Consider the following 24214-nt stretch of genomic DNA (forward strand, 5'->3'; position numbering starts at 1 on the left):
AAATCGACTGCACTAGCGGATATCTGCGAAAATATCTCCGCTAGTTGTCTAAATTTAACGACTAAAACTATTACCTTAAAATCCCTCTACTCCCATGAATAATTCCCTATACTACGCCCCAACTTCCATAGTGGAATATGAGCTAATTACAAACTTTCCCAGACTAAATGATGTCCTTTCGCCTTTAATAAAAGCTCGTGTTATAGCCATAGACACAGAAACCACCGGGCTAGATCCACTTACGGAACGCATCCGACTCATCCAAATAGCTGTTCCCCAACGCCCAGTGATAATTGTCGATCTAGCTGCTTTTGCCGATCGCGAATTATCGCCTTTAAAAGCACTTCTAAACAGCAGTGCGCTCAAAATATTTCAAAATGGTAAGTTCGACTGGCAGGTACTAGAAATAGCTGGGCTTAGACCGTCTGGCCCATTTTTTGATGTCATGCTAGCGAGCCAGGTGTTGCGATCTGGACTCCAGAAAAACCACGATCTACAATCCCTCGCTCTTGAATTTTTAGGAATCAAACTTGACAAGAGCCTACAGTCGAGCAATTTCGGAGGTAAGTTATCAGCTTCTCAGTTAGAATACGCCGCTTTAGATGCTGCTGTCCTGCTGAAACTTAGAGCGCGCCTGAGCTCAAAACTTCGGAGTGCTGGGTTACTAGAAACCGCCCAAATTGAATTTGAAGCGATGCCTGCTGTAGCCCAAATGGAACTAAATGGAATGTTACTGGATGCAGAACAATGGCATTTGGTGGGGGAGGAACTGAAAGCTCAAAAGCAGACTACGCTGGTTGAATTAGTGAAAGCCGGTCTCAAACCAGCCCCTAATCCCCAACTTTCGCTATTTCCAGAGATGGTGGAAACCATAAACCCCCGCTCGTCTGTACAAGTTTTAAGTGCTCTTCAGGCCCTCAATATTCCAATCAAGTCAACAAGCAAGAGCGAACTTATTCCTCTAGCTGGTCAATACCCGATTATCCAGTTGCTACTTAATTATCGGAAATTAGCATCTTTGTGTTCAAATTTTGCTGAGGCATTGCCCAAACACATTCACCCGATAACGGGGAGGATTCACCCCAGCTATCGGCAATGCGGTGCGCGTTCTGGACGCTTTAGTTGCAATAAGCCCAACCTGCAAAACGTTCCCAGAAATTGTACGGCAAAGGGGATGCGTGCGTGCTTCATTGCCGCTCCCGGATATCAAATTATTAAAGCGGATTACAGCCAAATCGAGCTAAGGATTGTCGCTGAAATATCTGGCGATTGCCGAATGTTAGATGCCTACGCTAAAGGTGAAGATTTGCATACTTTAACGGCTTCTTTGATTACGGGAAAGCCATTAGAGGAGGTAACGGCAGAAGATAGACGGATAGCTAAATCAGTTAATTTCGGATTAATTTATGGGATGGGGGCTGCCAAACTTCAAGCTTATGCTGAGGAAAAGTACGATGTTTTTTTAACCTTGGAGGAAGCTAAAGAGTTCAGAAGACGGTTCTTTCAAGCTTATGCTGGAATCAAAAGATGGCATGACAGAATCAGGAAAACGGTGTATGTCAAAGACATTAAGCAAATCCGTACAATTGGCGGACGCAGAAGACGGTGGGCAAAGAAACCCAGGCTTTCTGAGTTGCTAAATCACCCCGTTCAAGGAACTTCGGCTGATATGTTGAAAGTGGCGATCGCTCGTTTGTTTAAACTCCTACCCAAGACAGGAGCAAAATTAATCGGTGTGGTACATGACGAAATTCTGTTAGAGTGTCCGCAAACAACTTTAAAAAGAACCACTCGCATTCTAAAAAAAGTGATGGTGGAAGCTGGAGAGCTATATCTACAACAAGTTCCGGTTGAAGTGGAAGTAAACATTGCTTCTTCTTGGGCTTGAATCCGAAGAAAATTTAGAAATTACCTAATGTAGCGATATTTAGGGGGCGAATTCTGACTTAACCTTTCACACATATTGGAAGTTCAAGCCACCTATTCCCGCCCTTCTAGCTTCTGTTGAAGCACACCCGCAAGAGGAATACCAGCTTTCACCAATTGATACACTAGATTAGAATACGGTTGTAGGATTAGCTTATTATTACGAATCTGCTGCTCAAAATTGTTCCAAATACGGTTTAATAATTCGGCTGTCCGTGTTCCATTTCCACGCTGTTCATTCCAAAGGTGATGGACAGCATTATTTGCACATCGATTCAACCATTCGAGTGTTGGTTTTTGTGCAAACTGCCAGCCAATACCATTGAGCATGGTGAGAAAATGGCTATAGGCGTAAGAATTATGCCCAGCTACGCTAACCCACTTGTCAAAAATATCAATAAAAAGGTGGGCGTGCTGCCAATCATCCTTAATGCGAGAACTACTATGCTGGGTAAAGACGATTAGTTGTAAAACTTCTCCAGTGTCAATATCAAGGTAGTCATAACTGACTTTTCTGGCAATTTCTGAACTATCGAGTACCCAGTTGCAAATTTCTTTCCAAATTTCTAAAGCTTGTACAGTTGGCCCTTCGGCGTAAGCGATTTGATGACTGATATATCCATTCAGAAGATCGGCTGTCAGTTCTGGAACCTGAGACCAATTGTCTCGCAACGGTGTCAAAATGTGCTGACGAGTCTCCTCAACACTCAACATTTTAGCCAAGCAAGCCATCCAGCCAAAGATGAACGAATTCCACATATAAGGTTTAGGGGACTGTGAATCTAGTCTTTTATTCACTGGTAAATTGTCTTCAATTGTTCGAGCTATTAAATTGTCACAAAGCTGGAGTAATTTGTTTTTTGTGTCGGGGCTTTGACACAATTCTGTAAGTGGTAAAGCAAAAAGTCCATACTCAACCTGCCCGTGAAGAAAAACAATGTTTCTTGCTTTGGGGATTCTAGGAAGCTCGGGAATTTCGTCTTTTGCTAAATAGTCAAAGTGATTCTGAATAACATTGTCTTCCCAAGTTTCTAGCTCCTCAAAACTGGTTCCAAATCGCCCAACACGAGTTCCACAGTAAAGTTTCCCAGGAATTATAGATAGGGAGAGACAAAGGCTCAAAACATTCCAGCATAATACTGGAGCGACATTCCATCCATTTTGCAGACCAACAAATACTGCTTTCACCACTTCTCCAGCACGGGAAAAATGTCTCAGTGACTCACTTATTAACTGGAGAATCTGCTGCCGTACTTCAATATCTGCTACATGAGTAGCTAGTAAGGCTAAACCTCGCCCAGCATAAACTTTCACGCTAGACGATGACATAGCATACATGGATGTTTCAGCCATACAAGCAGCCGCAAGTAGAATAGCGCGACACCATTCCAAATGATTCTGTGTTCTTGCCCACTCAAAGTCTGCAATGAGAATTGCTGCTGCAACACCAGCTATTCCTTGAAGACGAGTAACATCACGAATATCTTCGTTATCCGTTTCAGAAAAGTCTTCGGATGTTTGTAATTCCTTGACTGCTGCAATAGCCTCTTCTAAAGTCATCCGCTCTTGTGGTACACCATCTTTAATGGTTTCTTCTGCCCATAGGTATAAACTAAGCCAACGTTTCCATTCAACGTTAGGTGCGAGAAGCTCTTCATTCCGTTCTCTAAGTTCTTCGGGAAATTCTACCCATATTTGTAATTGTTCAGCCACTTGCCGTGGTTGATAATTTTCTCTTCTTCCAAATACTTGATAGTTTTCCATTTTTTCTTGGAGAGCAGCTACAAAGTTTGGATCTGATTTTTCTTCTTCATAACGAAAAGGAAGGTTTTCTGTAAATTTCTCAACTGCCTGCTCGAATGGAACTCTTAAAGAGTCATCACTAGACAAAACGTAATAAATTGCTAAATTTGTTCTAATTTCTCGTGAACGCTGCGGTCTTTTATTTCGCCTTTCAAGGACTTCGTAAAGCCAGTCATTATGCCGATCAAATTCCCAAAGCTTAAGAAATGTTAATGAATTGGTTTTATCATCAAAGAGACGCTCTCTGTCCATTTCCCAAATATCAGGACAGATTGCAATTGGTAGTGCTGCTTTTAAACACTTTTCAGGATAAGCAAGTGCTATATTTAAGCAAATACCTAGTACGGCGACTGAATTGCTCTCACTCAATACTTTTTCAAAAAGAGCTTCAACATTTCTACCTGCTTCAATCTGTCTCTCAATCCACTCTTCTAGTGCCATCAAGGCAGAAATCACAGCATATAAACCATTAGTTCTTCCTCTAAACCAGCAATAAACTTGAGTATCACCCCAAAAATCACGAGAACCGGATGGTAAATTAATAGTGACTGGTAGAGGAGTTAATTTAGGTCTGTCAAATTCTTCTCGCTGTTCATACTCACGCCATTTTTCAGATGCAGTATTGGCGAGATGGTGGACTAAACGCAGTCCTTCATCCTCATTCTTAAGCAAGAGATATAAAAACGGTCCTTGAACAGGTGCAGGTGGGAAAAAATTCAAGATATCGTTTATACCAAAATTTCTATCTTCTGACGAGCTAGTTATTCTTCTAGGAATACTAAGATCATTTTCGGGATTGATTGGCTTTTGGATAAGTACGCTGATTACAAAATCAACAAATTCTCTTGAGATTGAATCGACAAGAGGCGTAAAGTCTTGATTTTTAGAAATTACATCCTTTTTGGCGTCATAATTCCCAGAGTTAGCGAGTTCGCCGAGATAAGAGCCAACTTTCTCTGGCAAAACATCTGCTGAGTGCAGCACAATTCTGTGTAAGCGGTTTTCGTATTCATCATCATATCTCGACATTAGCAACCTCTCCTTGCTTCTTCTTCCTTAAGTAATGCGATCGCTATTTCACCAATTTCCTTTCGATAAATTGAGCCTGTTGGAGATTTGACTTGCCAAATCTCCATTAGCTTGACAGCTTCTGGACGAACAATAGCAGGTAAATCATTGATCCGTTTTAGCAACCAACCCATGAAAGGTTGCCACACTGACCATCTTGGGATTGGATCGCTCATTAAAAGTGGCATCACGCGATCGCTTGACCGTAACTCTTCTTCTGTAAAGAAAGACATTAGTGAAAAGTTCGGCATCACTTCCAATGTTCGGATTGCAACCATTAACTCGATAAGTCGCCGTGCATTATCAGCTATGAGTAGCGGTTCAGCTTTATCAAGCAATTCGCTGGAACGTGGAGATACTAGAGGTGCAGTCAGTAATGCTTGCCGCCATCTAGGAGAAAGTTCCGAAGCTTGCTCAACTTGCTCTATTAATTGTATCCAAGAATCTGCCGTGTTAGAGTTTTCTAGCAAAGCTAACCCTAGTAATTGAACAGATCTATATAAACCGAACGGTTCATCTAGTTCTTGAAGATAAGCAGATAAGTCCTCACGACGCTGATCCAACAAGCGATACATCACCCAGGCTTCCAGCAAATCATGACCAAAGCGATACACTTCCCGATCTGGGTCTTGTACAATGATTCGATCTGCCGTGAGAGAACTAATTGACTCTGGAGTAAAAATTTCTTCAACAGTAAAATGCTTACCTGGAGATTTAACAACCTGTTTACCCAATTTCAAAAGGGAATTTTTTCGATCATGACCAGAGACCAAACCTTCATTACCAACCAGTCTGTTCCACCAAACTTTACTGATTTCAATCTCTGTAGCAACAGGTGGTAAGTCTTCTGGATTTGGAAGCATACGTGGGTCTTCCAGAAGCCTCAACATCAATGGATTTTTAAGAATCGGCGAAAGCTGACTCAGAGATAATAGTGGTTTGAGCCGAGGACTGTGTTCGACAATGCTTTGGAGTTCTTCTTCTGTTAATTCTGGTACTTGCAACCTTGTTGGTTTTCCTAGTGCTTGCCACTTCAGCCATCTGTAGACATCTTGAAGATTTTCTTCCCGTGCCGAGAACACAACTTTCCAATGCCGAGAACCATCTTCGCTGAGTGGAACCTCTGCTAACGTGCGAAGTAAGTCATTCACGACAGCACGTTTACCTGTGTCAACAATCCGATCGATCCCATCAATGAAAATAGTCGGTTGAGAACTTCCGCTTAATGCTACGAGAAGTTTATTCAGTGGTTGACTGAGTTGCAGAGAGCTGGCATAACTATTCCAACCTGTCCCAGTGATACGATCTCCTGAAATAACTAGAACTTGACCTTCGCCTTGTTGATGCTCAACAAGGGTCTTTAAAACGGCTGATTTACCAACCCCAGATGAACCAACTATCTCGATTAGCGATGCTTCTGTAAGCTTTTCTAGAGCGTTGGCAATTAGCTCGGTTCGGCTAAGTCTTAAACCGCCAATATCGACACGGATGTCTTTTAGCACAAAATCTGATTCTTGTCGTAACTTCTCAAAGTCCGAACGACAAAATCGGTCATTAACTTGTGAAGCGATCGCATCGGGCAACTGTATAAAATTTTGCTCCAGAGTCCCCACACGCGATTCAAGGTTCAAAAGGCTCACTATAAGATTTTGCAACAGGTTACGGTCTTTCTCACTTAGCGTAGGAAGTGAAAGCTGATGCGTTCGCTCTTCTACTGTGAGTTGTTTGATATCAGGCTGAGAAAGTAGTTGAAAAACTTTGAGGAAAAGCCTTTGATACTGATCCTTTGCTTGAATTTCATTTGTAGCATACTCTTGTCGAATGAGGGTTTGTAGAATCCCAGTTCTTAATGGTTGAGGATCGGGTGTATTCGTACTCCACTCAAAGCTACAAATTAGATCGAGTAGTTCCTCATTGCTAGCGGCTGTGATAAAATTCCGAAATACTGCCCAAGTTGTATCAGGAAACTTTTTGGGTTTAGAGTCTTTACTTAGAATTATACGGATTCCCTCTAAAGCTTCATTTTGAGAGATTTCTGTTAGAGTCCCTTGGCGGATCTGTTCCCATACAAAAATCCCTTTTTTTTTCTTAAGCATTTCTGGAGAAAGTTTCTCTTTAGTAACTAAGGCAGTAGTTGTGTAAAGAAATTTTAATTTCTGCTGCAAATTATTCTTACGATGCTCAACAAAATTAGCAATGGCTGTGACAGCACTCCAAAGCGTAACAGAAGAGTTGTAGTTTTTGACCTGTTCGAGTCGTCTTTCTTCTTCTCCAGAAAGTGAACGGGAAATTAAATCTATATCTTCCCCACACTCTAGTTCTAGGAATTCTCCGGGTTGCAAAGAAAGCCAACGCTCAATGGTCAGATCAACCTGATAGACATATCCTCGAATGGTGTCCGATGCGTCTCTGTTAGGCTGTGGAGTGAAAGCAGACATAGTTAAATATACAGCGGATTCCAGGTTTATGAAGTACAGTAAGGTTTCATTTCCCTGTTCATATACTGGCTTTAGTGTACTCTATATACCTAGAATATGCTGTACTTAGATGGGTAAATGCTCTCCCTCTATGTGGATATCAGAAGCAGCCAGCCTTCTCCAGAGTAGCCCTCAGAAGTTAGCTACCCAAACAATTCCTGTAACGGAATAGAAAATCGCGATCGATCCGGCCCACTAGCCGATCTAGCATAACTCGCTTGATTGCGAATCGCTAGAATCTGCTCCTCATCGCGAAGCATCGACGGCGTAAACTGATAGCGCTGATGTCGCAAGTCCTGCAAAGTCACCTTCAATTCATCAGGCTGTTTCCCTTGTAGCCGATCGCGATAATATATTTCCTCAGCACATTTTCTGACAGCATTGCCGACTTCTGCTGGCGTACAAAGCCTGTAATCCCTCAACAGAATCCGCCACTCATCATCCGTCCAAGGCGACTCAGAAGCATTACGAAACTCGGGAAAATATTTTTTCAGATGAAGATTGAAAATCTCGTACATCGCCCCTTCGTGAGGCAAATCCACAAAGAAAATATCATCAAAGCGACGAATTAATTCCGGTGGTAACATCCCCAAACGGTTAACTGTCGCCACGATATAAATTGGGTATTGATGTTCCTGCATCCACGTTAAAAGCTTCCCCGATAAGCGCCTAGAAACGCCGCCATCTGCATTTGAATCCCATCCGGCAAAGCCTTTATCAAAATCATCCCAATACAGAATTGTAGGACTTAAAGCCTGAGTCAATTCTAACAGTTCGCGCAAAGCTAAATCTGGTCTGGAAGAACCGACGATCGAACCCCAATCAGCCGCCAACAGCGGTACTCCCATCTTCTTAGCCGCAAGTTTAGCACTTAGGCTTTTGCCCGTACCCGGTGGCCCCCAGAGGATCATTCCTTTGGGAAATTTGAGTCCGTATTTTTCTGCTTCTGGATTTAGCAGGGAAGCTACTTTTGAGAGCGACTCATCTAGCAAGTCTAAACCACCTGCATCCGGCACATCTGCCTCGGCAATAAACTCTAGGCCTCGCCCCCGCAGCTTGTTAACCTTGTGGTCGAGCACCAACCGCGCCATTTCCTCCACAGTCGAAGCAAAAGCTAGCGATCGCTCTAAAATTAACTCGATTTCACCTTGGGGCAACCCCTGGCAAGCTCGAACCAAAGCAGCTTGTAACACCTCGTCGCCTTTGTTGCCAAGCCAAGGATTGCGATCGCAAAACAACTCCACCACCTGTTGCGCTGCAACTCGGGACGGTAATGGAGTCCTCAGTACGGGAATCAACGGCTGCAAGTTCACCGGCAGTTGTATGTAGTTTTCCAGCATCACCCAAAACTGAGGAACCGCAGACCAAGATGAGTGATAGTAAGCATTTGCCAGTTGAAACCCCAGACGCGAACTCACCTGACCGGATTCGTCAAAATCTAGCACTCCCTCAAGAATGTAAATTCCCTCTCTCTTACTCTCTAATAGAAACTCAAGCACGTCAGAATCTGGGCGCAAGTCACTATTTTGTAATATACACTCACCCTCTCCACTCACAATTTCCTGCAAGCAACTGTACCCTGAGTTCCAAAAGAAAACAGGCAAATGCAGCTCCTGCCCCCAATTGTGGAACTGTGCTAACACTCTGATTCGGTCAGGCGTGTAATACTCCAGCCCGACAATCTTAATGCATCTTTGGGCCAAAGCGAGCCAGTCATTAATGGTACGCATAAATTCAAGGGTAAGAAATATTCAAAGGTACTTTTCTCATTGATAGGCTACGGTCGAGCGTTGCCATCAGCCAATAGTTCTACAGGGCTCTCCTGAGTTTATGGTGTAAAATGTACCTACTAATACATTTACCGTTATGAGCTTCCATCTAGACTATCTATTAGCCTTGCCTGGAGTCAGGGTTGAAACTTGTACTCAAGTTGAGGGAGAAATTTTCTTGGGACTGAGCATTTTATCAGAAGGAATTGTTTGTCATCATTGTAACAATCCTACCGAAAAACTGCATCAGAATCGACCAATTTTAGTAAGAGATTTGTCTGTTTTTGGTCGTCCTGTATATCTAAAAATCCCACGACGGCAGTTTTACTGTCCCATTTGTAAACGGTATCCCACAGAAAGATTAGATTTTTTGGACGTTAAAAGACGACATACTCAACGATATGAACAAGATATTTATGAGCGTGTAAAACAATCGAGCATGGAGCAAATCGGACGAGAAGAAGGACTGAGTTATGACGAAATAAAAGGAATATTTGAGCAGGTAAACACCACCAAAAAAAACCGAATTGGCAACGGGTTAAACGAATTGGTTTGGATGAGATAAGTATGCGCTCATGTCAAGGAAATTTTGTGACTGTTTTGAGTGACCTGGGCGAAGGTAATTTAATTGAAATGATTGATTCTCATAAGAACGAAGAAATCATTGAAGTCCTTATGACACAACCAATTGAGGTTCGTGAACAAGTTGAGGAAGTGAGTGTTGATATGTGGGGAGGATTCCCTAAAGTTATCAAAAAAGTATTCCCAAACGCCAAAGTTGTTATCGATCGTTTCCATGTAATGAAAGTAGTTAATAAAGACTTAAATAAATTACGTAGAGCAGCCGGAATAACAGATAGGCAAAGTAAATATTTATTGTTAAGTAATCGAGTGAATTTGAATCCAGAGCAGATTGATAAATTGGAGTTAACACTAGGTAAATCAGAATGTTTGAGAATTGCGTATGAGATGAAAGAAGAATTTAGAGAAATATATGAAACCACTTTGACAGTCAAAAAAGGGCAGAACCAAATCAAAGAATGGCTAAATCATGCACAAGTGTTTTTCAGAGAATCTGCATCAACAATTGAAAATCATTTGGAGGGTATTTGCAACTACTTTCTTAATCGCACAACAAGTGGAGTCAGGTCAGGAATCAACAATCGGATTAAGTTGATAATGCGGCAAGGGTATGGTTTTTCTAATTTTAATAATTTCAGGAATCGCGTATTAGCTTGCTTTTCTGATTAGATAAACTTATAACCATAAGTTCAGGAGAGCCTTCTACAGCAGCCAAACCTCCTCTTAATTCTTAGGAATTATTTACCTAATTTCCTCAATATACATAATTATGTATTTCTGCTACTCAAAAAAAGATACACCGAAATATTACAGAAATTTATTTTACAGTAAAAACTATTAATTATTATTAATGATAAAAAAAGTAATTATAAATTTGATGAAATTTGAGAGCGCCTAACGGCGCTGTTAGCCGTGAAGTAGTTTAATTAAATCAAACTTTATGGCTACAACAACAGCTAAAAACCATAACTCTCGCCCATCCAATGGAGCGGTCACTTTGAATGGCAAAAGCAATGGTGCTGCTAAGTCAAAGAGCCCAGCGACAGCTACCCAATCGCAGGTCAGTCGCCGTTCGACACTCACTGTAGAAGAGCAAGCAGACGCACTTCTAGACCGCGTGCGAACTACCATCCTGAAAAAGTTTGGAGTCAAAATTCAACTGCGCGAAAAACGCCTCCAAACTAAGGTAGGTCACGCTACCAAGGAAAAACTAGGTTTGGATATTGCTGCACAGTTGAAAAAACGCGGCAAAACGATGAACTGGCAGCGTTGGAATAACGAAGTGTTTCCAGCTCTATTTGGTCAACCCGATGCACTGCGCCACGATATGGAAGTCATTGCGCTTGTGATGGCAAAACTATACGACGTTTTCGAGCTTGACGCGCAAGAAGCAATTAAAGGTCTTGTCAAATTCAATCAAGAATCGCTTGCTAAACGCAATAGCTATAACAAGCAGAATGAATCCGATGATGAAGATGATGATGATGATGTGGATGACTTAGAAGATGAACTAGATGCTGATGAAGATGATGAAACAGATGAATCCGAAGAAGACTTGGACGAAGACAGCGAAGATGATTTCGATACCGAGGAAGAAGATGAGGAAGATGATGCTGATGAAGATGAGGACGAAGACGAAGATTTAGAATAATCTTTCACCCTCGCTCAAATTTTACAGCTTCCTTCACCGTCGCTCTTGTTGAATATGTAAAACTCTGCTTTACCTAAAAACGGTAGAGTAGAGTTTTTTATTTTATTCATCTTATTAGTATTTTAATAAATTTCAGCTTTTATGGAAATATTTAAAGTATTAATTGCTTTCAATTTAATTAGTTTTAAACACAATAGTTAATATTATATGTAAAATCTAAGCCCAATAATTAAACTTAAAGAGGCAGCGATTGCTGCTGTGTATATGAACAAACTTGAATTCAGGAAGATTGAGAAATGAGAGTCACTGAAAAAGTTCAAAATACTAATCCAACCCATACCGCTAAAGCTCATAAGACTCAGATAAAAGCCCTCGACAAGTGCATTAGTTACAACGATAAACTTCGCCTAATGGTACTAGAAGTTTTGAGAGAAGAATCAGGTCGGGAACTGGCAAGTGTTGCTCGCTTTAACGGTGGCGAATTTGATTGGGAGACACATAATGCCCAATTTCGCGCTGACTACAGCGAAACACCTTTAAAGGAATTGATGCGTGCTGGTCGCATCCTATACGGATTGACCGATATGGATGCAATCCGCGATCGCCGCGCCAAGCATCGGGGCATTCGCAATCAACGGCTCGCCCGCCAGAGTAGTGGAGTTGCCTCAAGCTCACAAAGTGTGTACGAACAAGTCGATGTTGCTGATGACGACATCGATGATTTGGAATAAGTTGCTTGAGCAACTAAGAATGTCAAAAATAGCTCGTTAAGAGCGGCTTCCCTACTCCTCATTCATTCTAGGAGTGGGGAAGCTTATTGCCACCCGCCCACCCTTTGATTGAAAGCTATTTTACTTTGTTAGAGCTATATTCGACCTAGATGTGAATTTTAGATGGCTAAAAAAGGAGGAAAAAAGAGGAGAAAACAGCACAGTTATTACTCATTACACCTCGTAATTCCTACTTTTTCGGTCACAATCAGTATAAATGCTTATCATTTTTTGTAAAGAATTGTTGCTTTTGGCGCGATTTTTTGTAATTTAGACCCTTCTAAATCCTCCTAAGTCCTCGTAATATGTAGGGTAGTCGCATAGCAAGCCATGTCAAATAGACGTAAGAGGGGGTAAAAATGAGCACTTTTTGCCAATTTATGGTTTTTGCTAGACTGCGATGAGAACTGTTGGAAGTTGGAGTTAGCGATCGCACATGACAACAGCCAAGGTGAAAAAGTTATGGGGCAGTTTGAACTTTGATAAAACTGTGCGATCGCTCGCGTGAGTCGATAGGTCAGCCCGGAGCGAGTCAGTTAATATAGTTGGTGCTCTGAGGTAGCAAGCTAAAATCAAACCCGTGCCATTAGAAAACAGCAACAAGCTGTTAATTGGCCGTAAGATTGTGAATGCAGTCAGGTCGCCCCTATTCTATATATCTGTCGCCGACTTCGACCCCCTGGAACGCGAACGCCTGCGACAATTAATAGAGCGATATGGGGGCGATCGCACTCTGCTATCCTTAACCGATGAAGAACTCGACGGCGCTTTAGGATTCGTGCGTTCTACCGATGGAATTCGCTTTCCCACCGTCACCGGACTGCTGATTTTAGGACGAGAAAGCGCCCTCCGCGAACACTTACCCACCCACGAAGTCGCCTTTCAAGTCCTCGAAGGCACCCAAGTGCGAGTCAATGATTTTTACCGCACCCCCTTGCTAAAACTGTTTGAGCGAGTTATGGAACAGTTCAAGGTGCGCGTTGAAGAAGATGAAGTGCAAATCGGTTTATTTCGCGTTCCCGTTCCCAACTACGATCGCCGCACAAGAAAGCGAAGCCTCAGTCAATGCCCTCATCCACCGAGATTACACTAAATTGGGAGCCGTTCACATCCGCTGGGAAGATTACGGAATTACCATCAGCAACCCAGGGGGTTTTGTTGAAGGTGTCAGTTTGGATAACTTGCTAGTCGTAGAACCCCGACCGAGAAACCCCTTTCTAGCCGATGCCATTAAACGCATCGGACTCGCCGAACGAACTGGGCGCGGTGTAGATTTAATCTATCAGGGGTTATTGCGCTACGGAAGATCCGCCCCTGATTATCGAAGCACAAACTCTCATTCAGTTGCCGTCAGACTGCCAGGGGGGGAAGCCGACTTAGGACTGTTGCGCGTAGTGATTGAAGAGGAAAATCGCAGTCATTGCCCACTCTCCGTTGACTCTTTAATTGCTTTAGGACAATTGCGACAAGAAAGACGGTTAGACACGGCCACTCTCGCCCGTGCCATTCAACGAGACGAGGCGATCGCCCGCAGCGTGTTAGAACGATTATATGTAAGGACTCACGGTAGAATTACCAGAAAAGAAGCTGTGGAACTCTGTCGCATTAGCGAAGACCAAGCTAGTCGCCTGTTGCGGAAGTTGACTGGTGCCAACCAGTTGAAATTAGAAGGCCAAGGCCGCGCGTCATATTATGTTGTTTCATAGCGAAAAAATACACACCACGCCTGAAAGAAACACGCGCTGCGTCTTTTAAACACGCACTCCACATAAAAGAAACACGCGCGTCTTTTAAAGCGCGTCTTTTAAAGCGCGTCATAATGCCACAAAATCTCTGTTAGGAGAGATTATATTTCCAGCGATTCATCGCCCTAAACCACTTGCACTATCTGGTTCCGCTAGCTCCCAATCCCTACTCCTCGCCTCTATCCGATCTAGCTCCTCTGCCACCACTGCCCAAAAATCAATATCTTCAGAGGAAATCCCCTGAGCTAAAATCAAATCTTCTCCGCGAACTTTAATTAACTCCCCTCGGACAGAAACAGTCAGAGAAGACACCGAAACCCCCTCCGACTCTTCAACGATCAGATCGTACAAATCTCCTACCCGAACGCGAGTGTACTCATCAGTCTCTTCCACGCGATCGCGTGCACGATTGAGGAAATACTCAAAAGCTCTTTGAGCCGTTGGCAGGATAGACTCAGCCATTTTTACCTGCTGAATATCCATTGTGGCTGCTGGTGCTACTGAATCAGCATTCAAATCGTCGGCTGTCGGGTTCGGAATTATCGGCTCTAACCATTTAGAAAATATAGCCAAATCCTCTGAGTTTTCTTTAACAATTGCACCCAAAACCTCTGCATCGCCATAAGATAAAGCGCTTTGCACTTCACCCTCTAAAGTAATCCGCAGAACGATGTGGCTGTCTCGATCTGAAATCACCCTAATTGTTTCACCGTCCTCTAAAAATGCTGTCCAATCTTCTATAACTTTGCGTTTCCCTAGCTTAAACTGTTGACAGCTATCTAATAAAGTGCTGACTAGCAAATTCTCTAGCTCTAAGCGCTCCTCTTCTGGCAGCTTTACTATCTCTTCTTTAAACTGTTCTTGTACTTCCTCTTTAAAACTTGCACTACCATCCTCCGAGATCCCCAACAAGCGATCGCCCGTTTCATTTTTGCCTCGTCCTGCTAATATCTCAAGCGAGTTTAGTTCAAGAATTACTTTCTCTTCACTTTCATTCTGGTCTTTCAAAATAGCCGGATTGCTTAAAGCAAGAGGTACGACTAGTTTGCTAGAATCAGAGCGATCGCTCTTTAAATCTTGCTCCTGTATTTCAGCTAAAGCCTCCGCTTCTGTCGAGAGCGAATCCGCTTCATCGCCCTCTCCTTCACTAACCAACGTCCCAACTTGATTGTCACCATCCATTTGCGAAATCCAAACCAGCAAATTTTGTTTTGATTGTCCATCTTGCCTCTTGGAAGAAGATAAGCCTTTAAGTTCAAGAACTCGGCGTTCCCAATCTTTGTTTAATTCGATGAAATTGGCGGCATTAGTTTTTACCAGACTGATTTGAGCATAGGCATATTTCTCACCTGCCAAGGACAGGGCAAAATCAATAGCAGCGAGGCAACCGTGATAGAAATCTTCAGTCTCGCCGATGCAGACACAATCTTCTATAGCCGGTTCACAATCGGTTTCTCTTCCTTTTTGCTTGAGTTGAGAAATGGAACTAGCAGATAATCTATAGATGGATAGCTTACAGTCGCCTACTGAACTCGAAATTAGAGGTTGTTGGGGTGAGTCATCTTCATTGATAAAAGTTGCTATTTTACCTTCTAAAAGGGTAAGCGTTTGTACCCCGCCTTCTTCATCTATTAATTTAACTGCTCGATCCAATCCCGCCAGCAATCCCTGATAAAAATCTTGGGTTTCTCCAGCTATTGCTTGGTCAGTTGCTATCTTCTCAAAAAAAGCTAACCCTATTTGTTTTAGCCTCAAGATATACTCAGGGGAAAATCTCTGCATAGTGTCTAAAAACATAAGCGTGCTACAACATAAAAGCGCGTCAATCTTTTAGCAATCAACCTATCATGCGCTCTTGTCGCTCTTAGTAAGCCTTCAGTCGTAACTAATGTTAGTTCTCAAGGCACAGAACATTGAAGCCCTACTGTTTTATCAAAAGCGAAAAAAAGCCGTCGCACAAACACCTATTGCTGTAGCTAGCTGGAATTAGAACAAACAACAACCAGTCGGACTATAGTTTCTGCATCTGAATCGCGTTTGAATAGTCCACCAGAGTAATTTTGCCAATGACTTTTGAGGTGGGAAATTAGGAAGGACGGCGGATTGAGTTTATAGCCTTTAGCTTTTAGCTTAAATCAGTAACTTTTACTGTTAATAGGAGAACGCCGTTCCCATGCAATTTAACCATCAACAGAGTTCTCGACAACCTGTACCTGCCGATCCGCTGCGACATAGCAGGAGGAACATACTAGCATCCATCCTATTGCTGCTAGACAGCGATCGCGCCCTTGCCGACTGGTCTGTCCCCCAACTACCGCACGTTTCAGGATTTACCTACAAAGGAAATCGCTTTCTAGTAGCTACGATGAAAGAGGTTGAGCAGATAGTTTGGGGATGGATCGAGGATAATTTATGGGCAGTAAGCAATACTGAGGAAGATATTGACTTGCTGCTTCAGCACTTGCAAATTTCCCCATCTCTAGTTGAAGCATTCAATGGACAAGCTACTCTCAATTACCTTCGGACAGTTCATCCTAGAAAATTCTGCAAGCTTCTGTCTCCTGCCATAACCAATCCCACCCAGTTCGTGCAAGCTCTGTTTGAGAACCGCAGCAGACCTGGACTGGTTAAACGCGCCATTTGTGAATCAGCCCAGTTCTCGCCTCTAGCTTGGACAGAAGTGGAACGGGCTGGATATCTCATTTACTGCATTGTTAATCAACCAGAGGTACTTCCTGGTTCCATCAAACTAAGAATAAACTATCCTTATCCCTACAAGCCAATGAAGCAGCGAGCTTAGGATTTTAAAGAAGAGCGGAAAATTAGGCTCTCAAGTGAGTAACTTGCGCCAAGACTTACGCAATAGCCGTTGTTTTTTATAGCAACGGCATTGTCACTGTTGCCAATTCCTAGTGGGGAAAAATAAAAGAATTCCGAATGCGCCTTAAAAAATACCACCTTAACATGAGACTATAACTATAGTTTTTCTACAAAACGGTCAGGGGATAGTAAAGTTGATGGCACAAGTGGAGACATCCCCAGACTTCAACAATAGTGCAAATATGCTTACAGTTTTAACCGCCTCTTTCTCTTGCACACAGGATGGGAACTATGGCGATACGCTACAGGAGAGCAAGTTATGACAAAGATCATCTCACTGTTCAACCAAGCCGGCGGTGTCGGGAAAACCACAATTACGCTCAATCTTGGCTACCAACTATCTAAGCGGGGACGCAAAGTTCTGCTCATCGATATCGATCCTCAAGGTTCCCTGACGCTCTTCATGGGCGTTGACTCTCAGAACTTGGATAAAACTGTGTTTGATGCCATTGTCAATGAAGAGCCTTTGCCCATCCACACGGGTATTCACGGCATGGATTTGGTTCCTACCAACATCAACCTCAGCGCGGCTGAAATTCAACTGGTTAACATGGATTTTCGGGAAATTCGCCTCAAAGATGCGATCGCCCCAATTCAAGACAACTACGATTTCATATTGATCGATTGCCCTCCCAGTTTAGGGTTGCTCAGCTACATCAGTCTGATCGCCGCTACTCACGTCTTAGTCCCCGTTGAGACTCACTACAAAGCCTTTGAGGGCACCAACCTTTTGTTACAAACAGTAGCAAGAATCAAGAAGAAGGGAAACCGTTCTTTGCAGGTAGCTGGTTTTGTTCCCTCGCGCTACGCTGCTGCCAACTCTCAGGACAAGCGGACTCTCAAAGCCATAAACGAACAGTTTGCGACCGTCGCCCCCGTTTACGCCCCCATTCCCCGAATAACTGCTTTCGCGGATGCTTCGGAGAAACAAGTTCCGCTTGCTGTTTACGAACCTAAAAATCCTGTCGTCAAAATATTAGACCAGTTAGCAGCGAAGATGGAGAAACTCAATGTCAAGTAAGAATGACCAACCCTATAAAGGCAAGGCAAATTTGAGCGTTTTATTTGGAGATGATGAAGTGGTAGAACCAACAGAGAGACTTTTATCGATTGAGTCGATCCAGATTGCCTCCTCTCAACCCCGCCGATATTTCGACTCCCAAGCAATGCAGGCTTTAGTTGAGTCAGTAAAAACGGACGGAATTCTCCAACCTTTATTAGTTCGTCCCTTGGGAGAGGAAAAATACGAGCTAGTAGCAGGCGAAAGGCGGTATAGAGCCGCTAAAGAAATAGGATTAACAGAAGTCCCTGTCATCGTTCGAGATTTGACAGAACAACAAGCTCTGCGCGTCGCCTTAGTTGAGAACCTCCAACGGGAAGACCTCAACCCACTCGAAGAAACAGAGGGGATTTTGCAACTGCTTTCCTATCACCTTGAGTACGATCGAGAAGAGGTGGTACACCTGCTCTACCGGATGCAAAATGACGTGCAGAGGATGAATGATAACGTTATCATTCATCCTGAAATGCAAATAGTTGTCAAGGTTTTTAGTGAATTGGGGCGGATGTCATGGGAGTCTTTCGTCAGTAACAGACTGGGATTGCTAAAGCTACCGTCAGACATTCAAGAAGCCCTCCGCCGAGGTCAGATCGAGTATACCAAGGCGCGAGCGATCGCCAAAGTTAAAGACGAGCCAGCCAGAAATTTGCTTCTGGAATCTGCGATCGCCGAAGGTCTATCTTTAACTCAGATTAAAGAACGGATTGCGGATTTAAAAGCAGAGACTTCGGGAGAAAAACCGGAAGAAAATATGAAAAACCAAATTAAGGAAGCTTTAACAAAAGCGAACAAGTCAAAAGTTTGGAGCGATCCAAAGAAGCAAAAGCGCCTCCAAAAAATCCTAACAGAACTAGAATCCCTCTTAGCAGATTAGGAAAAGTTCAGGGATATCGCTTTCTAGCTAATCGTTACAACTGGAGTTGAGAGCAAAAGTTCAGCCATTAAAGGTGATAGTTCCATGCAAAGGCAGAAGCGCTCAACACTTATTTTGAATTAAAGCTCCAAATTCTAGCTTCTGCCTTAAATCAGAAATCAGCTTGGCAGCAGTGAAGGAAAAATCAGCTTTTAGGTAGAGCTGACTCAAGCTTACCAGTTGATAGATTAATACTTAGAGGTGGAACAGAAAAATACCAACTCAAACCAAGTTTTGCGAAGGTTGATAATTATGGTACAAACTAACACTCTCTCAAACCGCAGCCAACTTTCACTGCCGACAAACTATCAAACCCTATCTAACTATTTTTTAGCGGATTTTCAAAAGTCGCTCAACGCTTGTACCCGTGCCTGGAACAAGTATCAGCCAAATGATTCCCTCTCAAACGATAGAAAACAAGACTTAAAGTGGCTGGAATCAACACTGCAAGAGTACAAGATTTCCATCCACACTTCAACTAGCAGCAAAGAGTTTTGGAAAGGCTACAAGGATGGAAAACAAAGCAGGAGAACAATTTCTGATTTCGACTCGCCAAGCATCGCACAAACCTTACTGAACGCAATCGCCAATCCCAAAGCTACTCAAAGCTACGAGTTGGGGATGCAAGTAGGATGGCGGTACGTTCGCCTCAAAGACTACTTGCTACGAATCCGAAAGCAACGAAAAATGGAAGAAGCCAAGCAAGTTCAAGATTATCGACAATTTTTTAGTTTTATCCGCCAAAAAGCTGATTCAGAAGAGATGGACTCATTCCTAAGTTTTGGATTTTGCGACAGAGGAAGATGAGAGATAAACCCAGTAAAATTCTGGCAGTTGACGATGTAGCCGAAAACTTATCGATTGTGCAGGCAATCCTCTCGGAAGAGGGCTATTGCGTCACCACAAGTACCAGCGGCCTTGATGCTTTAGCTCAAGTTGAGGAGTCGCCGCCAGATTTACTTCTGTTGGATGTAATGATGCCAGAAGTAGACGGTTACGAAGTGACTTACAGAATTCGCTCAAATCCTCAACTTCCCTTTATCCCCATCCTGTTAATTGCGACTGACAACTCAACAGCCATAGCAGATGGACTCGACTTGGGGGCTGATGATTTTGTTTGCAAACCCATCCAGGTAAATGAGTTGCTGGCTCGTGTCCGCAGCCTCCTACGGCTCAAACACAGCATAGATGCGATGCTGGAAATGACAAAGGCACGAGAGGATTTTGTGGCTCGTCTTACCCACGACTTGCGGATTCCCCTTGTTGCCGCTGATAGAATGTTGGCTCTACTCCAACGAGGGAAATTCGGCGAACTACCCCTTCAAGCGGTAGAGGCGATCGCCACCATCGGCAGCAGCAACAAAAATTTGCTTTCGTTGGTCAATACTTTACTGGAGGTTCACCGATTTGAATCGGGTTGCAAGACTCTCGCGATCGCCCCCTTTGACCTCAAAAAACTGGTCAAAGAAGTCGTCAAGGAACAGGAAGCTGTTGCTATCGACAAAGGACTTGTCCTAACTTTCGACGAACTCGACTCCCAACCACTGCGGATTGAGGGCGATCGCCTGGAACTCCGCCGAGTCATCACCAACTTAGTCGGAAATGCCCTTAAATTCACCGATTTTGGTTGTGTCAAAATCCTTGTCCGTTCAGATATCAAGTCGGTAAGCATTAGCGTAGAAGACACCGGCCCCGGTATCAGAGCCTCAGAACAAGCCACGCTGTTTGAACGATTCCGCACCGGAAACCATGCTAGAGCAGGTTGCGGTCTGGGGCTGCACTTGTCAAGCCGGATTGTAGAAGCCCACTCTGGCAGCATTGACGTGACATCAACGGTGGACCAAGGCAGCACATTTACTGTACGGCTTCCCATCTCGCTCTAAAAGTTTTGTTTGGATCCAAAAGAGCGCATACGTTCTACCTTGGACACACTCGTGTCGCTGAAGTACAATTGTCCTTTTTTTAAACAAATCCAACCATGAATAAAATTAGTGTTGCCTTAATTGAAGACCACCACCTGACAAGGGCCGGAATCAAAGCAGCTTTAGAAGACTGCGAAGAAATCGAATTTATCGGAGAGGCGGCTAACGGCCTGCAAGGGATAACTTTACTGGAGAAAACTGTGCCTGATGTAGCGATCGTTGATATTGGACTGCCGGGGTTAGTAGACGGGATTGAGCTAACAAAAAGGTTCAAAGAATACATAGAAACTGCCAAAACTCCAAGCATAGAGAACAAACCGAAAGTGTTGATTTTAACGATGCAGGATAACGAAGAATCCGTGCTGGCAGCTTTTGCAGCGGGAGCCGACTCTTACTGCATGAAAGATGTCAGTTTTGAAAAGTTAGTGGAAGCCGTTGTTGAGACAAACGCTGGCGAAAACTGGATCGATTCTTCAATTGCCAGAATCGTTTTGGCTCGCATGAATAACCCTTTCAAGGAAGCTGTTAACTCAGCAACCATTTCCACTGTGTCAATCAATGGAGTCGAGCCAGAGTACAGTCAGTTGTTAATGGCGAACCCTTTAACAGAACGAGAAAAAGAGGTTATAGAGTTGATTGTCGAAGGGTGTAGCAATGAGGAAATTTGCAAGCAGCTATACATTTCCCTCGGTACTGTGAAAACTCATGTGCGTAACATCCTCAATAAGCTGTCTTGCGACGATCGCACTCAAGCTGCTGTCAGAGCCCTTCGCGCGGGTTTAGTTGACTAAATCCGCTTCAAGAGCAACCGCTTGGTGGATAATACAACAGAGACGTTCCAGCAATCTAAGCTATTTAGGCGAGGGTCGCGATTAGAGGAGATGCAGTGCCAGTTAATGCCGACAAACCACACTTGTGGAAACCCGATATTGCCCTGTCGGTAGACTTTTACCGAAAAAATGGGTCTAAAGCCCCGCTCCTTTAGGACGGCTTTGATTCTAGAGATATAACAAGTTCCCTCAACACATGATTCAAGCTTCTTTCTCTCTTCTGGCAATACTTAAAAAGCAATTTGTATTCTTCATCTGAGCATCACAAAGTAATCGTTTTTATGCTGTAGTTTTGAAGGCAATATGCTATCATATAGCAATCCTAAATCATTATCTAGACAGTGATTTCCCCAAAATCGATCTGTAGGGACACGGCACTGCCGTATCCCTACAGAAAATCATTTAGGACTGCTATAGTAACATGAAGACACTAAAGTTCAAGCTATACAATCACAAGCGGAATAGGTTTCTCAAGCGGTCAATTAACGCCGCAGGAGTCATCTATAACCACTGTATTGCGCTACACAAACGGTACTACCGAATGTGGGGCAAGCACTTGAACTGTGCCAAGCTTCAAGCTCACATTGCCAAACTGCGGAAACGGATCGCGTTTTGGCAATCGGTCGGCTCTCAGGCAGTACAGGATATTTCTCAGCGCATTGAGAAATCCTATCAACTGTTTTTCAAACACCACAAAAAAGGAGTCAGACCGCCCAACTTCAAGAAGGTCAGACGGTACAAGTCGTTCACGCTCAAACAAGCTGGTTATAAGTTCTTGGGTGGCAACCGGCTCAAGATTGGAAGCAGAATCTATCAGTATTGGAACTCACGAGAGATTGAGGGAACGGTCAAGACTCTGACCATTAAACGCACCCCGCTAGGAGAACTGTTCATGGTCGTGGTCGTTGACAGTGTGATTGAGCCACAAATTAAAATCGAGACGAGTAGAATCGCTGGTTTTGATTTTGGCTTGAAGACATTTCTCACGGTTTCGGATGGCTCCAAGATTGAATCGCCTCAATTCCTCAAACAGTCCCTCACTGTCATTAAGAAAGCCAGTCGTCAGCACTCCAAGAAAGTGAAGCGTTCGGCTAACCGAGAACGAGCCAGAAAGCATCTAGTCCGCAGGCATGAGGACGTTTCAAATTGTCGCTCTGACTGGTTCTGGAAGCTGGCTCACGATCTAACCGATAGGTTTGATATTTTGTGTTTTGAGACGTTGAATCTCAAAGGAATGCAGCGTCTCTGGGGTCGCAAGATATCTGATCTGGCATTCGGAGATTTTCTTAAGATCCTCGAATGGGTTGCTCAGAAAAAAGAGAAGCAGGTTGTGTTCATCGACCGTTGGTATCCATCAAGTAAGACTTGCAACCATTGTGGGCACGTCCTGAAAGAGTTAGATTTGTCAGTCAGAGAATGGCGCTGTCCGTCCTGTCAATCAGTGAATGGACGGGATGAAAATGCAGCTAAGAATATTCAAGCGGTTGGGGCATCAACCGCCCGAGTTAGGTGATGTTAGACAGGCGAAGCCTGCAATTGCTGTTTGAGCTTAGAATCCCCTCGCATTCAGGCAGGGGAGTATGTCAAAACAATTGGTTCATGCAGTTTGCTCCAAAAGCCTACCGCGACACTCGCATTGCTACAACTCAACAAGTTGAATCCGCCTTAGCAGAGACAGCCAATCTGACCAACATCACGTCCGCCCTGCTGCGACAGCATCCAGAGGTTTTGCCTATTTTACGCATGGCGGCAGCGCCGCCAATTGCGCGCGATCGCCTGATCGGTTTAGCAGGAGTATCGCCCAACCTGGTCAAAAATATGGAAGAGAGACAGCGAATTCCGCCCCGGGCAGACATTGCAATTCTGGATGCTGAACTCACAAAAATCAGTCAAATTATTGCACGACTGCTCGACAAAGATATTTTTCCTTGGCTAGAAAGCGGACAGCAGCCAACTGATAGTGAAGTTCAAAGAGCAGCGACAATTGTAGCCGATCGCCTTTGCGGTGCTATTTCTGACCCGATCGTTCGCAACGCTCAAGAACGAAGGCAGCTTGCTATGATCAGGCAATGGCTGGAACAGCGCGGTTATTCCTACGTTAGAGGAGGGACCGGATTAAGTTTTGAGACCATGCAACCGGGGACTTTCTCGTTTCGGCTCAATATCCCGGTACTTTTACAGTCCGGTAGCAAACAAATTAATATCCCTATAGACGTTGCGCTCGTACCAATTGATTCTAGCCCTGGTGAATTCCCGTTATTGATTGAAGCGAAATCTGCCGGTGACTATACCAATCCCAATAAGCGACGCAAAGAAGAAGCTATTAAAATGACTCAATTGAGGAGCAATTACGGCAATAACGTGCGTTTTATTTTGTTTCTTTGCGGTTACTTTGACAGTGGCTATTTGGGTTACGAAGCGGCCGAAGGGATTGACTGGGTTTGGGAACATCGGATTGATGATTTAGCGCTATTTGAAATATGAATGTAACTGCAACAATTGAATTGACACGAATGTTGCGGCAATCGCAACTGGATGGAGCTCGAACTCAAGCTCAGCGAAATAAGCTAGGTCAGTTTGCTACGCCTCCAACACTGGCAGCAGATATTCTCAAATATGCTTCAATGCTGTTGCCGTCAGATATTAAGATTCGTTTTCTCGACCCGGCTTTTGGTACAGGCTCTTTTTACTCGGCATTATTGCAGCAATTTCCGCGATCGCAAATTGTTAAAGCAGTCGGCTAAGTAGTCAAGCAAAATTAATTACATAATTTTCTCCAAATTCCTTAAGAATTATTTCTACAGATGAAACAAGAGAT

At 43.6% G+C, this 24214-nt stretch carries 20 protein-coding genes; 16 read left to right on the forward strand and 4 right to left on the reverse strand.

Going from position 1 to position 24214, the window contains the following annotated elements:
- The first annotated feature begins 94 nt into the window (after positions 1–94).
- Complete coding sequence (locus QUB66_RS08920; protein WP_332969905.1) at positions 95–1888, forward strand: bifunctional 3'-5' exonuclease/DNA polymerase; 1794 nt, start codon at positions 95–97, stop codon at positions 1886–1888.
- 92 nt (positions 1889–1980) lie between these two features.
- Here QUB66_RS08920 and QUB66_RS08925 read toward each other — a convergent pair whose 3' ends face one another.
- The 3 genes from QUB66_RS08925 to QUB66_RS08935 all read right to left on the reverse strand — a co-directional run bounded on the left by QUB66_RS08925 (position 1981) and on the right by QUB66_RS08935 (position 8773).
- Positions 1981–4758, reverse strand: coding sequence for a hypothetical protein (locus tag QUB66_RS08925; RefSeq protein WP_332969906.1), 2778 nt, complete (start codon positions 4756–4758; stop codon positions 1981–1983).
- Complete coding sequence (locus tag QUB66_RS08930; RefSeq protein ID WP_332969907.1) at positions 4758–7235, reverse strand: ATP-binding protein; 2478 nt, start codon at positions 7233–7235, stop codon at positions 4758–4760. The genes QUB66_RS08925 and QUB66_RS08930 overlap by 1 nt, the downstream gene beginning before the upstream one ends.
- Positions 7236–7417: 182 nt before the next feature.
- Entirely contained in the window at positions 7418–8773 is a 1356-nt protein-coding gene (locus tag QUB66_RS08935) for an AAA family ATPase (RefSeq protein WP_332969908.1), read from the reverse strand.
- Between the two features lie 367 nt (positions 8774–9140).
- Between QUB66_RS08935 and QUB66_RS08940 the strand changes: the two genes are divergently transcribed.
- The 6 genes from QUB66_RS08940 to QUB66_RS08965 all read left to right on the forward strand — a co-directional run bounded on the left by QUB66_RS08940 (position 9141) and on the right by QUB66_RS08965 (position 13752).
- Positions 9141–9608, forward strand: coding sequence for a transposase family protein (locus QUB66_RS08940; RefSeq protein ID WP_332969909.1), 468 nt, complete (start codon positions 9141–9143; stop codon positions 9606–9608).
- A gap of 2 nt (positions 9609–9610) precedes the next feature.
- Positions 9611–10294 (forward strand): ISL3 family transposase, encoded by a 684-nt coding sequence (locus tag QUB66_RS08945; RefSeq protein ID WP_332969924.1) that lies wholly within the window; start codon positions 9611–9613, stop codon positions 10292–10294.
- 271 nt (positions 10295–10565) lie between these two features.
- Entirely contained in the window at positions 10566–11276 is a 711-nt protein-coding gene (locus tag QUB66_RS08950) for a hypothetical protein (RefSeq protein WP_332969910.1), read from the forward strand.
- Positions 11277–11572: 296 nt separating this feature from the next.
- A complete protein-coding gene (locus QUB66_RS08955; RefSeq protein WP_332969911.1) occupies positions 11573–12007 on the forward strand; it encodes an aminoacyl-histidine dipeptidase in 435 nt (144 codons plus the stop codon).
- A 619-nt stretch (positions 12008–12626) separates the two neighbouring features.
- Positions 12627–13139 carry a hypothetical protein gene (locus tag QUB66_RS08960; protein WP_332969912.1) on the forward strand — a complete coding sequence of 171 codons (513 nt, stop codon included), beginning with the start codon at positions 12627–12629 and terminating at the stop codon, positions 13137–13139.
- A complete protein-coding gene (locus tag QUB66_RS08965; protein ID WP_332969913.1) occupies positions 13036–13752 on the forward strand; it encodes an ATP-binding protein in 717 nt (238 codons plus the stop codon). The genes QUB66_RS08960 and QUB66_RS08965 overlap by 104 nt, the downstream gene beginning before the upstream one ends.
- A gap of 156 nt (positions 13753–13908) precedes the next feature.
- Here the strand turns inward: QUB66_RS08965 and QUB66_RS08970 are convergent, their stop codons facing one another.
- Complete coding sequence (locus tag QUB66_RS08970) at positions 13909–15588, reverse strand: hypothetical protein (protein WP_332969914.1); 1680 nt, start codon at positions 15586–15588, stop codon at positions 13909–13911.
- A gap of 376 nt (positions 15589–15964) precedes the next feature.
- Here QUB66_RS08970 and QUB66_RS08975 point away from each other — a divergent pair, with 376 nt between their 5' ends.
- The 9 genes from QUB66_RS08975 to QUB66_RS09015 all read left to right on the forward strand — a co-directional run bounded on the left by QUB66_RS08975 (position 15965) and on the right by QUB66_RS09015 (position 24140).
- On the forward strand, positions 15965–16591 hold the full coding sequence (locus tag QUB66_RS08975; RefSeq protein WP_332969915.1) for a hypothetical protein: 627 nt from the start codon (positions 15965–15967) through the stop codon (positions 16589–16591).
- A 339-nt stretch (positions 16592–16930) separates the two neighbouring features.
- On the forward strand, positions 16931–17692 hold the full coding sequence (locus tag QUB66_RS08980; RefSeq protein ID WP_332969916.1) for a ParA family protein: 762 nt from the start codon (positions 16931–16933) through the stop codon (positions 17690–17692).
- Positions 17682–18605 (forward strand): ParB/RepB/Spo0J family partition protein, encoded by a 924-nt coding sequence (locus QUB66_RS08985; RefSeq protein ID WP_332969917.1) that lies wholly within the window; start codon positions 17682–17684, stop codon positions 18603–18605. Before QUB66_RS08980 ends, QUB66_RS08985 begins: the two co-directional genes overlap by 11 nt.
- 291 nt (positions 18606–18896) lie before the next feature.
- Positions 18897–19451 (forward strand): hypothetical protein, encoded by a 555-nt coding sequence (locus tag QUB66_RS08990; protein WP_332969918.1) that lies wholly within the window; start codon positions 18897–18899, stop codon positions 19449–19451.
- Positions 19448–20527, forward strand: coding sequence for a hybrid sensor histidine kinase/response regulator (locus tag QUB66_RS08995; RefSeq protein ID WP_332969919.1), 1080 nt, complete (start codon positions 19448–19450; stop codon positions 20525–20527). The genes QUB66_RS08990 and QUB66_RS08995 overlap by 4 nt, the downstream gene beginning before the upstream one ends.
- A gap of 95 nt (positions 20528–20622) precedes the next feature.
- Positions 20623–21357 (forward strand): response regulator transcription factor, encoded by a 735-nt coding sequence (locus QUB66_RS09000; RefSeq protein ID WP_332969920.1) that lies wholly within the window; start codon positions 20623–20625, stop codon positions 21355–21357.
- 460 nt (positions 21358–21817) lie between these two features.
- Positions 21818–22909: an RNA-guided endonuclease InsQ/TnpB family protein gene (locus QUB66_RS09005; protein WP_332969921.1), complete on the forward strand. Its 1092-nt coding sequence runs from the start codon at positions 21818–21820 to the stop codon at positions 22907–22909.
- An 86-nt stretch (positions 22910–22995) separates the two neighbouring features.
- Positions 22996–23880 carry a XamI family restriction endonuclease gene (locus QUB66_RS09010; RefSeq protein WP_332969922.1) on the forward strand — a complete coding sequence of 295 codons (885 nt, stop codon included), beginning with the start codon at positions 22996–22998 and terminating at the stop codon, positions 23878–23880.
- Positions 23877–24140 (forward strand): hypothetical protein, encoded by a 264-nt coding sequence (locus QUB66_RS09015; RefSeq protein WP_332969923.1) that lies wholly within the window; start codon positions 23877–23879, stop codon positions 24138–24140. Before QUB66_RS09010 ends, QUB66_RS09015 begins: the two co-directional genes overlap by 4 nt.
- Positions 24141–24214 lie beyond the last annotated feature (74 nt).

Source organism: Microcoleus sp. A2-C3 (assembly GCF_036706065.1).
GTDB lineage: Bacteria > Cyanobacteriota > Cyanobacteriia > Cyanobacteriales > Microcoleaceae > Microcoleus.

Coding starts and splice junctions, on each gene's coding strand:
- QUB66_RS08920 (WP_332969905.1), top strand. CDS start 95: ATGAATAATTCCCTATACTACGCCCCAACTTCCATAGTGGAATATGAG.
- QUB66_RS08925 (WP_332969906.1), bottom strand. CDS start 4,758: ATGTCGAGATATGATGATGAATACGAAAACCGCTTACACAGAATTGTG.
- QUB66_RS08930 (WP_332969907.1), bottom strand. CDS start 7,235: ATGTCTGCTTTCACTCCACAGCCTAACAGAGACGCATCGGACACCATT.
- QUB66_RS08940 (WP_332969909.1), top strand. CDS start 9,141: ATGAGCTTCCATCTAGACTATCTATTAGCCTTGCCTGGAGTCAGGGTT.
- QUB66_RS08945 (WP_332969924.1), top strand. CDS start 9,611: ATGCGCTCATGTCAAGGAAATTTTGTGACTGTTTTGAGTGACCTGGGC.
- QUB66_RS08950 (WP_332969910.1), top strand. CDS start 10,566: ATGGCTACAACAACAGCTAAAAACCATAACTCTCGCCCATCCAATGGA.
- QUB66_RS08955 (WP_332969911.1), top strand. CDS start 11,573: ATGAGAGTCACTGAAAAAGTTCAAAATACTAATCCAACCCATACCGCT.
- QUB66_RS08965 (WP_332969913.1), top strand. CDS start 13,036: ATGAAGTGCAAATCGGTTTATTTCGCGTTCCCGTTCCCAACTACGATC.
- QUB66_RS08970 (WP_332969914.1), bottom strand. CDS start 15,588: ATGTTTTTAGACACTATGCAGAGATTTTCCCCTGAGTATATCTTGAGG.
- QUB66_RS08975 (WP_332969915.1), top strand. CDS start 15,965: ATGCAATTTAACCATCAACAGAGTTCTCGACAACCTGTACCTGCCGAT.
- QUB66_RS08980 (WP_332969916.1), top strand. CDS start 16,931: ATGACAAAGATCATCTCACTGTTCAACCAAGCCGGCGGTGTCGGGAAA.
- QUB66_RS08985 (WP_332969917.1), top strand. CDS start 17,682: ATGTCAAGTAAGAATGACCAACCCTATAAAGGCAAGGCAAATTTGAGC.
- QUB66_RS08990 (WP_332969918.1), top strand. CDS start 18,897: ATGGTACAAACTAACACTCTCTCAAACCGCAGCCAACTTTCACTGCCG.
- QUB66_RS08995 (WP_332969919.1), top strand. CDS start 19,448: ATGAGAGATAAACCCAGTAAAATTCTGGCAGTTGACGATGTAGCCGAA.
- QUB66_RS09000 (WP_332969920.1), top strand. CDS start 20,623: ATGAATAAAATTAGTGTTGCCTTAATTGAAGACCACCACCTGACAAGG.
- QUB66_RS09005 (WP_332969921.1), top strand. CDS start 21,818: ATGAAGACACTAAAGTTCAAGCTATACAATCACAAGCGGAATAGGTTT.
- QUB66_RS09010 (WP_332969922.1), top strand. CDS start 22,996: ATGCAGTTTGCTCCAAAAGCCTACCGCGACACTCGCATTGCTACAACT.
- QUB66_RS09015 (WP_332969923.1), top strand. CDS start 23,877: ATGAATGTAACTGCAACAATTGAATTGACACGAATGTTGCGGCAATCG.